This is a genomic window from Nitrogeniibacter aestuarii (assembly GCF_017309585.1).
GTDB classification, from domain to species: domain Bacteria; phylum Pseudomonadota; class Gammaproteobacteria; order Burkholderiales; family Rhodocyclaceae; genus Nitrogeniibacter; species Nitrogeniibacter aestuarii.
Genome location: NZ_CP071321.1, coordinates 4,332,778 through 4,345,912, shown reverse-complemented (window position 1 = coordinate 4,345,912; position 13,135 = coordinate 4,332,778). Strand labels below are relative to the sequence as shown.

The 13,135-nt window shown below is 65.1% G+C and carries 14 protein-coding genes; 11 read left to right on the top strand and 3 right to left on the bottom strand.

Annotation, left to right across the window (positions count from 1 at the left end; translation table 11 throughout):
- Positions 1-6: 6 nt before the first annotated feature.
- Complete coding sequence (locus J0W34_RS20200) at positions 7-345, bottom strand: P-II family nitrogen regulator (protein WP_227815983.1); 339 nt, start codon at positions 343-345, stop codon at positions 7-9.
- Between the two features lie 54 nt (positions 346-399).
- Complete coding sequence (locus J0W34_RS20195; protein ID WP_227815984.1) at positions 400-1,089, bottom strand: TorF family putative porin; 690 nt, start codon at positions 1,087-1,089, stop codon at positions 400-402.
- Between the two features lie 78 nt (positions 1,090-1,167).
- Here J0W34_RS20195 and J0W34_RS20190 point away from each other — a divergent pair, with 78 nt between their 5' ends.
- The 7 genes from J0W34_RS20190 to J0W34_RS20160 all read left to right on the top strand — a co-directional run bounded on the left by J0W34_RS20190 (position 1,168) and on the right by J0W34_RS20160 (position 7,770).
- Positions 1,168-1,389 carry a hypothetical protein gene (locus J0W34_RS20190; protein WP_230969987.1) on the top strand — a complete coding sequence of 74 codons (222 nt, stop codon included), beginning with the start codon at positions 1,168-1,170 and terminating at the stop codon, positions 1,387-1,389.
- Entirely contained in the window at positions 1,386-1,637 is a 252-nt protein-coding gene (locus J0W34_RS20185) for an accessory factor UbiK family protein (protein WP_227815986.1), read from the top strand. The genes J0W34_RS20190 and J0W34_RS20185 overlap by 4 nt, the downstream gene beginning before the upstream one ends.
- A gap of 71 nt (positions 1,638-1,708) precedes the next feature.
- On the top strand, positions 1,709-2,713 hold the full coding sequence (dusA, locus tag J0W34_RS20180) for a tRNA dihydrouridine(20/20a) synthase DusA (RefSeq protein WP_230969986.1): 1,005 nt from the start codon (positions 1,709-1,711) through the stop codon (positions 2,711-2,713).
- 158 nt (positions 2,714-2,871) lie between these two features.
- Complete coding sequence (locus tag J0W34_RS20175; protein WP_230969985.1) at positions 2,872-4,128, top strand: imelysin family protein; 1,257 nt, start codon at positions 2,872-2,874, stop codon at positions 4,126-4,128.
- A gap of 78 nt (positions 4,129-4,206) precedes the next feature.
- Positions 4,207-5,670 (top strand): di-heme oxidoreductase family protein, encoded by a 1,464-nt coding sequence (locus J0W34_RS20170; RefSeq protein WP_230969984.1) that lies wholly within the window; start codon positions 4,207-4,209, stop codon positions 5,668-5,670.
- Positions 5,670-6,689 carry an imelysin family protein gene (locus J0W34_RS20165; protein WP_230969983.1) on the top strand — a complete coding sequence of 340 codons (1,020 nt, stop codon included), beginning with the start codon at positions 5,670-5,672 and terminating at the stop codon, positions 6,687-6,689. Before J0W34_RS20170 ends, J0W34_RS20165 begins: the two co-directional genes overlap by 1 nt.
- Positions 6,679-7,770, top strand: coding sequence for a DUF1513 domain-containing protein (locus J0W34_RS20160; protein ID WP_230969982.1), 1,092 nt, complete (start codon positions 6,679-6,681; stop codon positions 7,768-7,770). Before J0W34_RS20165 ends, J0W34_RS20160 begins: the two co-directional genes overlap by 11 nt.
- Before the next feature lie 7 nt (positions 7,771-7,777).
- Here J0W34_RS20160 and J0W34_RS20155 read toward each other — a convergent pair whose 3' ends face one another.
- Positions 7,778-8,311: a GNAT family N-acetyltransferase gene (locus J0W34_RS20155; RefSeq protein WP_227815992.1), complete on the bottom strand. Its 534-nt coding sequence runs from the start codon at positions 8,309-8,311 to the stop codon at positions 7,778-7,780.
- Between the two features lie 106 nt (positions 8,312-8,417).
- Here J0W34_RS20155 and J0W34_RS20150 point away from each other — a divergent pair, with 106 nt between their 5' ends.
- The 4 genes from J0W34_RS20150 to J0W34_RS20135 all read left to right on the top strand — a co-directional run bounded on the left by J0W34_RS20150 (position 8,418) and on the right by J0W34_RS20135 (position 13,099).
- Positions 8,418-9,929 carry a YifB family Mg chelatase-like AAA ATPase gene (locus tag J0W34_RS20150; RefSeq protein ID WP_230969981.1) on the top strand — a complete coding sequence of 504 codons (1,512 nt, stop codon included), beginning with the start codon at positions 8,418-8,420 and terminating at the stop codon, positions 9,927-9,929.
- A gap of 5 nt (positions 9,930-9,934) precedes the next feature.
- Complete coding sequence (locus J0W34_RS20145; protein WP_230969980.1) at positions 9,935-10,279, top strand: hypothetical protein; 345 nt, start codon at positions 9,935-9,937, stop codon at positions 10,277-10,279.
- A gap of 94 nt (positions 10,280-10,373) precedes the next feature.
- Complete coding sequence (locus J0W34_RS20140; RefSeq protein WP_230969979.1) at positions 10,374-11,579, top strand: multidrug effflux MFS transporter; 1,206 nt, start codon at positions 10,374-10,376, stop codon at positions 11,577-11,579.
- A gap of 80 nt (positions 11,580-11,659) precedes the next feature.
- Positions 11,660-13,099 carry a choice-of-anchor I family protein gene (locus tag J0W34_RS20135; RefSeq protein ID WP_230969978.1) on the top strand — a complete coding sequence of 480 codons (1,440 nt, stop codon included), beginning with the start codon at positions 11,660-11,662 and terminating at the stop codon, positions 13,097-13,099.
- Positions 13,100-13,135: the final 36 nt, after the last annotated feature.

Sequence of the window (13,135 nt, the reverse complement as noted above, 5' to 3'; positions counted from 1 at the left end):
AGCTCCTCAGAGTGCGTCGGGGCCAGTCTCACCGGTGCGGATCCGGATGGCTTGGGCCAGGTCGAACACGAAGATCTTGCCGTCGCCGATCTTGCCGGTGGAGCCGGCTTTTTCGATGGCTTCGACTGCTTGATCGAGGATGGCAGCGGGAATGGCGGCCTCGAGTTTCACTTTCGGCAGGAAATCGACGACGTATTCAGCGCCGCGATACAGCTCGGTGTGGCCTTTCTGGCGACCGAAGCCTTTGACTTCGGTCACGGTGATGCCTTGCACGCCAATGGCGGACAGGGCTTCACGCACTTCGTCCAGCTTGAAGGGCTTGATGATGGCGATCAGGTATTTCATGACAGCTCCCTGTGGTTCCATGGGCGGGGCAAGGCCCCGCCGTGAGAGATGTGATTAGAAGGACTTGGTGACGGAGAACACGATGCGCTCGTCGGCGCCGTCGGTGTCGTCGATGTCGGTGTCGATGTAGTCCAGACCGAAGGTCAGACCGACGAAGTCCTTGGTCACGCCCAGCTTCCAGTCGTTGTAGCTGCCGCCACCTTCGATTTTCTGGCGACCGACGTGAGCGCCCAGGCCAAAGCCGGCGCCGATATCGAAGTCAGCCGACAGGTCGTAGTACTCGGAACCGTCGGAGTCGGGCACGCCGAAGAGGTCGGTGAAAGCGTAGGAGTAGGTGAAGGACAGGAATTTCCAGCCCACACCGATGTAGGCTTCGGTGGTGTCGGCATCTTCACCGTCGATCTCGCCACCCGGATAGAAGTACTGCAGCACGCCGACGTCGTAGCTGAAGTCGGTGTCGCCGATGCTGTTACCAAAGCCGACATACACGTCAACCTCGGCGCCACCCTTGTCGAGCCAGTCGATGCTCGACGCCCAGGTGCCGATGTAGAAGCCGCTGTCGTGGGCGTAGTCGAAACCACCCTGCACGGCGAAGTTCTCGTTGGACTGGGAGATACCGCGATAGACGTAGTCCGACGTGAACGTCACGTTGGCGGAAATCGGGCTCTCTTCGGCCTGGGCAACACCGGCGGCACTGGCCAGGAAGGATGCTGCCAGTGCAGCAGAGATCAGGTTCTTACGCATGATGAGGGGTCCTCAGAAAATAAACTTGCGCAGACCTATTAACATGAAGCGTGCCAGTTTTTTTGGAACCGTAAATCAATGGGTTACGGTGAAAACGAGTCGGGTTGTGCGGTGCAGCGCACCGAAAAAATCGCGCGCACCAAAATGATGCACAATAATGGTGCGCACCTGAACGGTGCACATATCGAGCTATTTGTGACGGAATATTTCACGGTGGCGCCGGGCTGTTTACAAGTGCACACCGGGCTCTTTTGCGGGAAAATGGCCCCGATACAGACTTTCGAGGAGTACGCGCCATGAATCCCACCAGCTTCCTGGACCAGATTGCCGGCAAACTGTCCGAGATCGCGGCCAACTCTCCGGCCAAGGACATTGAAAAGAACGTCAAGGCCATGGCCAGCAGTGCCTTTACCCGCATGGATCTGGTCACGCGCGAAGAATTCGACATCCAGGCAGAGATGCTCAGCCGTGCACGCGAGCAGCTCACCGCCCTGGAAAAACGTGTGACCGAGCTCGAAGCGCAGCTCGCCGCCAAGTCGGCTGACTGACGCGCGACACACGCCTTGCCGACACAAACGGCCCGTAAGGGCCGTTTTTCGCTCCTGACCCTGGTTCCTCCATGTCTTCTCCTGCCCCTGCCGACCTGTCCGCCCGACGCGTGAGCATCGCGCCCATGCTCGACTGGACGGACCGGTTCTACCGTTACTTTGCCCGCCAGATTTCCCGCCGTGTCTATCTGTACACCGAGATGGTGACCACTGGCGCGCTCATCCATGGCGACGCGGCGCGTTTCCTGCGCTTCGATGACTGCGAGCATCCGCTGGCGCTTCAGCTGGGGGGGAGTGACCCTGCCGACCTGGCCAGATGCGCCGAGCTGGCCGAACAATGGGGCTACGACGAGGTAAATCTCAATGTAGGCTGCCCGTCAGAGCGCGTGCAGTCGGGGGCGTTCGGCGCCTGCCTGATGGCCGAGCCGGATCTGGTGGCCGATTGCCTGAAGGCCATGCAGGACCGGGTCGGCATCGCGGTGACGGTCAAGCACCGGATTGGCATCGACAACATCGAGGACTATCACTATCTGGAAGACTTCGTCGGGCGGGTGCACCAGCGCAGTGCATGCACGGTGTTCGTCGTCCATGCTCGCAATGCCATCCTCAATGGTTTGTCGCCGAAAGAGAACCGGGAGATTCCGCCGCTCAAGTACGACTATGTCCACCGGCTCAAAACCGCGTTCCCGGCGCTGGAAATCCATATCAACGGCGGTTTCACCAACTGGGATCAGGTCGAGCCGCAATGGGCCCACGTGGATGGCGTCATGATCGGGCGCGAGGCGTACCACAACCCCTGGATGCTGGTGGACGCCGACGCCCGCGCCTGGGGCGACGATCATCCGCCACCGACCCGTCGTCAGGTGGCCGAAGCCATGGCCGCCTTTGCCGAAGCGCAGGTGGCCGAAGGGGTGCCCCTCAAGACGATCTGCCGGCATATTCTCGGTCTGTATCAGGGCATGCCGGGTGCCCGTCAATGGCGCCGCATGCTCTCCGACCACCTGCGTCTGAAAGACAACAATCCGGCCTTGATTCTGGAAGCCAGTGACGCCGTGGAGCAGCGCAGCGCGGCTTGAGCGCCGGGGTGGCGTGGTCCGGTAAATCGCGCCGGAAGAAGCGCGGCGGCAAAATACGTTTGAAACTGAGAACAATTCGCATTACCATTCGCAAGAACGAAATCGAAGCGGGTGACGTCTCATGTCGCCCAGGCCTCAAACCGAATGGGAGTTGTTCCATGAAACGCATTCTTGCGGGCGCCATCACGGCGCTCCTCAGTACCGTCACGCTGGCGGCACCCTCCAGCCAGGCGGTCATGACTCACTACGCCGATCTGGCCCAGGCCGTGTATGGCGACGCGCTGTCCACCGCAAAGCAACTGCAGCGTTCCGTCAATGAGCTCATCGCCCACCCCGACGACAAGACGCTGGCCGCGGCGCGCGCGGCCTGGGTGGCAGCACGCCATCCTTACCAGCAGACCGAGGCCTACCGGTTCGGCAACGCCATTGTCGATGACTGGGAAGGCAAGGTGAATGCGTGGCCGCTGGACGAGGGCCTGATTGATTATGTGGATGCCAGCTACGGCGACGAATCCGACGAGAATCCGTACTACACGGTCAATATCATTGCCCATGAAAAGCTCGAGCTGTCCGGTCGCACCATCGATGCGAGCAAGATCGACGAGGATCTGATTGCCCAGCTCCACGAAGTGGACGAGATCGAGGCCAACGTCACCACCGGCTATCACGCCATCGAATTCCTGCTGTGGGGGCAGGACCTGAACGGAAACGGCCCGGGCGCCGGTCAGCGACCGGCCACCGATTTCGATCCGGCCCACTGCACCGGCGGCCATTGCGCCCGTCGTGCCCAGTATCTCAAGGCGGCCACCGATCTGCTGGTCAAGGAACTCGAATGGATGAGTGCCCAGTGGGCACCGGGTGGCGAGGCCCGTCAAGCCGTGGTCGAGGCACCCGAAGGGCAGGGGCTGGGGACCATCCTGGGTGGCATGGGCAGTCTCTCGTACGGCGAGCTGGCCGGTGAGCGCATGAAGCTCGGCCTGATGCTGCACGACCCGGAAGAAGAACACGATTGCTTCTCGGACAACACCCACTACTCGCACTACAACGATGCGCTGGGCATTCGAAACGTCTACACCGGCACCTACGTCAAGGTGGATGGCAGCAAGATGAGCGGCCCGAGCCTTGCGGATCTGGTGGCCGCCAAGGACCCGAAGGTCGATGCCGCCCTGCGCCAGCGTCTGGACGAGACCGTGGCGCGCATGCAGGCGCTGGTGGACAGTGCCAAGGCGGGCGAAGCCTATGACCAGATGATCGGCGAGGGCAATGCCGAGGGCAATGCCCGGGTCCAGGCCGCGATCGATGCCCTGCTGGCGCAGACGCGTGCCATTGAAGGGGCGGTCACTGCCCTGGGCCTGGAGCACATCGCCTTCGAAGGCTCCGACAGCCTCGACGCGCCTGACAAGGTCGGTCAGTAAGACCTGGATTGCGCGCTTCGGTGGTCCGGCGGGGTCACCGGAGTGCGCTGATGTCTTGCCCGCCAACGGAAGCCAGTCATGCAGTCATGTGCTCGACACGCCACCGCCCTTGTCCTGATCGCTGCGGCACCCCTGTGCCTGGCCGTCGAGGCAAAGACGATCGATTTCTCTCAACCCGAAGCCGGTGAGGCCCTGCCCGGCGGCGCGGCCACCCATCACAAGCGCATCAACAAGGACGTCTTCTCGCAGCCGTCGGCCAACATGGCCTTCGAGCGCGAGATGCAGTTCAAGATCGGCAACGGATTCTTCAAGCGCCTGTGGGTGAGCGCCCCGGCCTCGACGCAGGCCGCCGATGGCCTCGGCCCGCTCTACAATGCGCGCTCCTGCCAGCGCTGCCACCTCAAGGACGGCCGGGGTCATCCCCCCGAGGGCGATGACGACAACGCGGTGTCCATGTTCCTGCGCATCAGCATTCCGCCGCAGACCGATGAAGACCGTCGCCTGCTCGCCGAGCACCGGGTCAACAACATTCCCGATCCGGTCTATGGCACCCAGTTGCAGGACTTCGCCATTGCCGGTCACAAGGCGGAATATCGCCTCCGGGTGCGTTATGAACCCATGCCGGTGAAGCTCGCCGACGGCACCGTGGTCACGCTGCGCAAGCCCACCTACAGCGCGGAAGATCTTGGCTACGGCCCGCTGCATCCGCAGGCGATGCTCTCGCCCCGGGTGGCGCCCCAGATGCTCGGCCTCGGCCTGCTCGAAGCCATTTCCGACAAGGACATTCTTGCCAAGGCCGACCCGGACGACGCGGACGGCGATGGCATCTCCGGCCGGCCCAACCGGGTCTGGAGCCCTTCGGCCAACGCGCCCCGGCTCGGCCGCTTCGGCCACAAGGCGGGCGCCCCGAGCGTGGATGAGCAGTCGCAGGGGGCCTTCACGGGCGATATCGGCATCTCGACGCCCTTCAATCCCTACGGCTGGGGCGAATGCACGGAGGCGCAGGTCGACTGCCGCAAAGCGCCCGATGGCAACAGTCCGCAATACGACAACCTCGAAGCGGGCAAGGAGGTCATGGCACTGGTGACGTTCTATGCGCGCAATCTGGCCGTACCGGCGCGCCGTGACGCGGGCGACCCTCAGGTGCTCGCCGGCAAGCGGCTGTTCTACGAGACCGGTTGCACCGGATGCCACACGCCGAGCTACCAGACCCGTGCCGACGAGGCCGTGGCGCCCGAGCAACGCGACCAGCACATCTGGCCCTATACCGACCTGCTGCTGCACGACATGGGCGAGGGGCTGGCCGATGGCCGCCCGGAAGGCATGGCCAATGGCCGCGAATGGAAGACGCCGCCCCTGTGGGGCATCGGTCTGACGCCGATGGTCAATGGCCACAACCAGTACCTGCACGACGGGCGTGCCCGTGGTGTGCTCGAAGCCATCCTCTGGCACGGGGGCGAAGCCCGGGCCCAGCGCGATGCGGTGGCCGCCATGCCGGCGGCAGACCGGGAAGCCCTGATCCGATTCGTGGAGAGCCTGTGATGCGCCGCCTGATTGCCCTCCTGCTTGCGCCACTGGCGATCGCTGTTGCGCGCGCCGAGACGCCGGACGACTTTGTCGAGCGCACCACGACGGCGCACATTCAGCCCGCCTACACACAGCTGGCCGGCACCACCGCCACGCTGCAGTCGGCGGCCAAGGCGTTCTGCGCGCGGCCGTCCGGGGCAACGCTCGATGCCACCAGGCAGGCCTTTGCCCCCGCCTTCATCGCCTGGCAGGGGGCCCAGCACATCCGCTTCGGTGCGGTGCAATTGTTCATGCGCGAATACCGCTTCGACTTGTGGCCCGACAAACACGGCACGGTCGGCAAGCACCTCGTCCGCCTGACGGCCGACGTCGGCAAGGACCCGTCGGTGCTCGAGCCGGATGCCTTTGCCAACGGAACGGTGGCGGTTCAGGGCTTCAGCGCCATGGAGCGGCTGCTCTACGGTGAGGGCATCGACCGATACGATGCGCCGGGTTTCGATGCGCGCTGCAAGGTGCTGAGCACCATTGGTGAGAACCTGGCCACCATGTCGGCCGATATCGTCCGCAACTGGGCCACGCCCTCGCCGCCCGAGGACGCGGCCGAGCGCGATGGCGAATTGCTCGGCAGCATCAACACCGAACTGGAACGGGTGGTGGCACAGAAGCTCGCCCTGCCTCTGGGCAGCGAACTGAAATACGCCCGCGGCACCCGCGCCGAGGGCTGGCGCAGCGGACTGTCACTGGCGGCCATTCGTGAAAATCTGAACGCCACCCGTGCGCTGTACCGCGTCGGATACAAGGCGCGCGCCAAGGCGGTCGGACTCGACGGAAAGCTGGAGAAGGCCTGGGCGGCCGCGCTCGATGCGCTCGAGGCCATCGGCAAGCCGCTCGACGAGGCCGTGGCCGATCCGGTCGAACGACCGAAGGTCGAGACGCTGCGCGCACGGGTCTCCGAGCTCAAAACCATGGTCGGCAGCGATCTGGCGCCTGCCCTGGATCTGACACTGGGATTCAACAACCTCGATGGCGATTGATCGACGACGCTTTCTCAAAGGGCTCGCTGCGGTGGCTGCGGGCGCGACCACGTCGCGTCTCGTGGCCAGCCCGCAGGGCGCGCAACTGCTCAGCTGCCGCGCTGACGGGGGCGGACGCTACTTTGCCACCCTGTTCGACACCACCGGACGCGTGCTGCTTGACCTGCCGCTGCCCGCGCGTGGTCACGACATCGCCCTGTCGCGAGATGGCCGCACGGCGGTGGTGGTGGCGCGTCGACCGGGCGACTTCCTGCGCGTGATCGACGTGGTCGAACGCACGCTGGTGGCCAGCCTGCGCTCGGCACCGGATCGTCATTACTTCGGCCACGGGGTCTTCAGTGCGGATGGTCGGCTCTTCTATGTGGTGGAGAATGACTTCGAGGCGGGCGAGGGCCGCATCGGCGTGCTCGACACCACCGACGGCTGGCGCAAGGTGGATGAGTTCGCCAGCCATGGCGTGGGTCCGCACGAATTGCTGCTGGCTGCTGATGACGAGACCCTGGTGGTGGCCAACGGCGGCATTCTCACCCACCCGGACACGCCGCGCGCCAAGCTCAATCTGCCCACCATGGCGCCGAACCTGGCCTATGTGGATCGAAAAACAGGTGCCTTGCTCGAGAAAGTCGAGCCGCCAGCGCAGTGGCACCAGCTCAGTATCCGTCACATCGCGCTCGGTGCCGACGACCGGGTCGCCATTGCCATGCAGTACGAGGGCGACAAGGCGGACGACCCGCCCATGATGGCGCTGCACCGCCGCGGCCAGCCGCTGCAGATGCTGTGGGCGCCCGACGACATCCGCCATCGCCTGCAGCACTACTGCGGCAGCGTGGCGTTTACCGAAGATGGCAGTCGCTTTGCGGTGTCCTCACCGCGCGGCGGCGTGGTGCTCAACTGGAGCGCCGAGGGCGACTACCTCGGTCACCATGAACAGGGCGACGTCTGCGGCCTCGCCGCCGCCGATGGCGAACTGTGGGCCTCGGATGGACATGGTCGGCTGGAGCCGGTGGGCGACGCCACGCGCCGCGCCGATTTCGCGCAGGTGCGCTGGGACAATCACATGGTGGCCGTGCGCCGCAGTTGAACTGCGCTCAGCCGTCCATCGGGTCCGCGGGGCCGGCGAGAATGCGCTGGAGAAGGACCAGATCGAGCCAGCGGCCGAATTTGAAGCCCACTTGAGGCAGGGCGCCGACCCGAACGAAACCCATGGACTCATGGAGCGCGATGCTGTCCGTGTTGTCTGCATCGACAGCGCCGACCATCGCATGCAGTCCAGCCGCCTCGGCCGCGTCCACGATGGCACCGAGCAACTGCCGCCCGAGTCCCCGGCCACGATGGTCCCGATGCACGTACACCGAATGCTCCACGGTGTATTTGTAGGCCGGAAACGCCCGAAACGGGCCGTAGGTGGCGAAGCCGAGCAGTGTGCCCCGGGCATCCACCGCCGCGATGACCGGATGGTCCGCCGCCTGTTTGGTGTCGAACCAGGCCAGCATGCGTTCGCGCGACCGTGGCGCATAGTCGTACAGCGCCGTCGAATTCACGATGGCGTCGTTGAGGATCTCGGTGACGGCGTCCAGATGGACGTGCGCGTCACACGGCATCAGGGAAACAGACTCGATCATCCGCACATGGTGTCACGCCCTCGGGCCGGGCTCAATGGTCGCCATCATGGGCGAAAGTGAACTATGACGAATACATGGCCGTTGCCGGGCGCTAGACTTCGGCACCATGAGTCTCGCCATAGTTCTTACCCGTGCCCTGGATGGCATGGATGCGCCCCCGGTCAGCGTGGAAGTTCACCTCGCCAATGGATTGCCGGCGTTCTCCCTCGTGGGGCTGCCGGACACCGAAGTGCGCGAAGCGCGCGACCGCGTCCGCGCCGCCATCCAGACCAGTCAGTTCGAGTTTCCCGCGCGGCGCATCACTGTCAATCTGGCGCCAGCCGATCTGCCCAAGGAAAGCGGGCGCTTCGATCTGGCCATCGCTCTGGGCATTCTGGCGGCCTCCGATCAGATCAAACCGGCGTCTCTTGAAGGCCACGAGTTCGCGGGCGAACTGTCGCTCACGGGGCTGCTGCGGCCAGTGCGCGGCGCGCTGGCCATGGCGCTCAAGACGCGTGACGCCAACCGCACGCTCGTCCTGCCCACCGACAGTGCGCGTGAAGCCGCCTTGGTTCGCAATGCCGAGGTGCTCGCGGCGGAGAGCCTGCTGGCCGTGGTGGCGCATCTGAACGGCCATGACAGCCTGCCCAGACCCGCCGTGCCGGATGCAGGCAGCGAGGTGGTGGCGGTGCCGGATCTGGCCGACGTGAAAGGGCAGATGGAAGCCCGGCGCGCATTGGAGGTAGCGGCGGCCGGCGGGCACTCGCTCTTGTTCTTCGGTTCGCCGGGCACCGGAAAATCCATGCTCGCGCAGCGTCTGCCGGGCATTCTGCCGCCCATGACCGAGGGTGAGGCACTGGCCTCGGCGGCGGTGTATTCCTTGTCGGGCAGCTTCGATATCGCGCGTTGGGGGCAACGCAGCTTCCGCAGCCCGCACCACTCATCGTCCGTGGCGGCAGTGATCGGCGGTGGCAGTATTCCGTCGCCTGGCGAAATTTCCTTGGCAACCCATGGAATTCTATTCCTCGACGAACTGCCCGAGTTCGATCGCCGGGTGCTCGAGGCCTTGCGCGAGCCGCTGGAGACGGGGCACGTGGATGTCTCGCGGGCAAAGCATCGTGCGCGCTTTCCTGCACGGTTTCAACTGGTCGCGGCGATGAACCCCTGTCCGTGTGGCTATCTGGGCGACCCACGCGGGCGCTGCCGGTGCAGCCCGGATCAGGTGGCGCGGTACCGCGGCAAACTCTCCGGCCCCTTGCTCGACCGCATCGATGTCATGCTCGAAGTGCCGGCGCTCACGGCCGATGAGCTGCACGCGGCGCAGCCGGGGGAGGCATCGAGTGTGGTGCGCGAGCGGGTGCGTGCAGCGCGCAGTATCGCCATGGAACGGCAGGGGACGCCCAATGCCCGTCTTGCCGGCGAGGCACTGCGCGCGCATGCTCAGGTGGACGACGCAGGCCGCCAGATGCTGGCCCGTGCGATTGATCGGCTCGGGCTGTCGGCCCGTGGTCATGACCGTGTGCTCCGGGTTGCCCGGACGCTGGCCGATATGGCGGGCGCGGGCGTCATCGGTCGTGCGCATGTGGCCGAGGCGGTGCAGTACCGGCGCAACGCATTGAACTCGAGCGCTTCGCGATGAGTGCCGTGGCCAAAGACCGAAGGGCCGCCGTCGGTATGCTCACCTGGATCTTCGCGGTGGTCGGGGTGCTCATGATTCCGGTCACCGTCTATTGCGCCGAACGCTTCGGTTCCATGCCGCGGGGCCCGTCGGGGGATACGAGCAGTATCGGTACGATCTATCTGATTTATCCCCTGGGCTTTGCCTTCACGCCGCTGTTTTTCGGTCTTGCCGGGCTCGCCCACGCCATCCGCGCATGCGTTCACGAGCGTCAGTTCCTCGTGGCTGCGGTGCTGGCCGTGATTGCGCTGTTGGTCGTCGCGCTCATTGCCGGGGTCGGTTACATGTTCGTGCTTTTCTGTCAGCCCTGAGGGCGGGCCCTGTTGCCGGACCACCGCAACGCATGAGCAAGCGGCTTGGCGTTACACTCGCTGCATACCAACGAAAACAGCCATTCCCCAACTCATGCCCGTTTCCACCCGCTTTCTGGCGGTCATTCTGGCGGCACTGGCGGCCATCGGGCCGTTCTCGATCGACACCTATCTGCCTGCGTTCCATGAGATCGAGGCGGACCTGGGGGCGAGCCGCTACGATGTCCAGCTGACGCTCTCCGCCTATCTGATTCCCTTTGCCCTCATGGTGTTCTGGCATGGGGCGCTGTCCGACAGTTTCGGCCGTCGGCGGATCATCCTCGCCGCGCTCGGCCTGTACGTGCTTGCGTCCGTTGTCTGCGCCCTGGCGCCGAGCATCGAGTGGCTGTGGGTCGGGCGCGCCTTGCAGGGTTTGTGCGGTGGCGCGGGTATTGTTGTGGGGCGGGCTGTGGTGCGCGACGTGCTCGACGGCCCGCAGGCGCAGAAGCTGATGTCCAGCGTGGTGATGATGTTCGCCATTGCACCGGCCGTCGCGCCGATCATCGGCGGCGCCATTCTGGCGGTGTTCCCGTGGGAGGGCATTTTCTGGTTTCTGGCAATGCTCGGCGCGGTGCTGGGCGTGGTGACCTATTTCCAGCTCCCCGAGACCCTGCCCGAGGACAAGCGCCAGAGCCTGCATCCGGCCAACGTGGCACGCGGATACAGTTCGGTGCTGCGCAACGGGCAGTTCCTGCTCATCGCGGCGGCCGTGGCGCTGAATTTCAACGGCTTCTTCCTCTATGTGCTCTCGGCCCCGGCGTTCCTGGTGGACCACCTGGGCATTTCGCCCCAGGGCTTCGGCTGGCTGTTCATCCCGGTGATGATCGGCATGATGGTCGGCGCATGGATCTCCGGTCGCCTGGCGACACGCTGGACGCCCATGCGCACCATCCTGGCCGGCTACATCTGCATGGGGCTGGCCGAGTGCGTCAATGTGCTGGTCAACGCCACATTGCCGCCGGGGCTGCCGCAGAGCATCCTCCCCCTGCCGTTCTATGTGATGGGTATGTCCATCGCCATGCCCAGCCTGACCTTGATGGCGCTGGATCTGTTTCCGGCGCGCCGGGGGATGGTGTCGAGCTGCCAGAGTTTCATGCAAACGGCCACCAACGCCGTGACTGCGGCCGTGTTCGCGCCGCTGCTGTGGGTCTCCACCCTGGATCTGAGCCTGGGCATGGGCGCTTACCTGGCGCTGGGCTTCTGCGCGTTCCTGGGGGTGCGCACGCTGCGCGCCCGCGCGGCACCTGTCACGACCGCGTAACCTTCGCTGGCAAAACTGCTTCCTTTCTGCGGCGCCGATGCGGGCGTCGTGCTGCGTTCAAAAAAGAAAAGGAAGAGGTCATGATCCGCAAACCGCTCGCCACGGCAGTCGTTGTCGCTGCCGCATTCGGTTGTTCTTTCGCCCAGGCGGCCACCACGCCGAGCATCGGCTGGAGCCAGCTGTGGTCCACATCTGAAGCCGGTGGGGCCGCCGAGATCGTGGATGTCGACACCCTCACCAATACCCTCTGGGTCACCAACCCGGACCGGATCGACGTGCTCAGCGTGACCGACGGCTCGCTGGTGAGCAGCATCGATCTGTCCGCCTTCGGCACCATCAACAGCGTCAGCGTCAAGAACGGTCTGGCAGCTGTGGCCGTGGCGGCGCCGACGGTGACCGATGCCGGAACGGTGCGCTTTTTCAACACCACCACGCTGGCGGCGGACGGGTTCGTGACTGTGGGTGCGCTACCCGACATGGTCACGTTCACGCCCGATGGCACCCGCGTGCTGGTGGCCAACGAGGGCGAGCCCGCCGGTGGCGTGGACCCCTTCGGCAGCGTGTCGATCATCGATGTGGCCAGCCGTTCGGTGAGCACCGCCAGCCTGTCTGGCGTGCCGCAGATCAACGGGGTGCGCTCCGCCACCCTGGCCGATATCGAGCCCGAGTACATCGCCGTGTCGGCTGACAGCACCAAGGCGTTCGTGACCCTGCAGGAGGCCAACGCCGTCGGCATGCTGGACCTGAACAGCGGCAGCTTCACCCAGCTGGTCGGTCTGGGCACCAAGGACTTCTCGCAGCCGGGCAACGCCATCGACATCTACGACAAGGACGGCGTCTATAACCCGGTGCCGGTCAATGTGCGTGGTCTGTACCAGCCCGACGCGATTGCCGCCTACGAGGCCAACGGCCAGACCTACTTCGTGACCGCCAACGAGGGCGACGCCCGCGCCGACGAAAGCGACGAGGCCCGCGCCAAGGACGTGGTCTCCGGGCTGCCGACCGAATACCAGCGCATCACCGTGTCGACCATCGACACCACCGCGGGTGACCTGGTCGCGTTCGGCGGCCGATCCTTCTCCATCTGGGACGAAAACGGCAACCAGGTGTTCGACTCGGGCAACATGCTCGAGATCGTGGCCAACGATCTGGGCATCTACGACGACGGGCGCAGCGACAACAAGGGCGTCGAGGCCGAAGGCGTGAGCCTGCTCGAGATCGACGGGCGCACCATTGCCTTCATCGGCCTTGAGCGCACCACCGAGAGCGCCATCGCCATGTACGACATCACCGATCCGGCCAACGCCTCGTTCATCGACATGATCGTCGGCGCCAATGACCTGTCGCCCGAGGGCCTCAAGGCCTTCAAGATGAACGGCAGCTACTTCCTGGCCGTGTCCAATGAGGTCTCCTCGACCACCACCCTGTATGCGCTGGCACCGGTGCCCGAGCCCGAGACCTGGGCGATGCTGGTGGCCGGCGTGGGCCTGGTCGGCGCGGTGGCTCGCCGCCGCCGCTGAGCGGTGGCGCCCGCCCCCGGAAAAGCCCCGCGACGG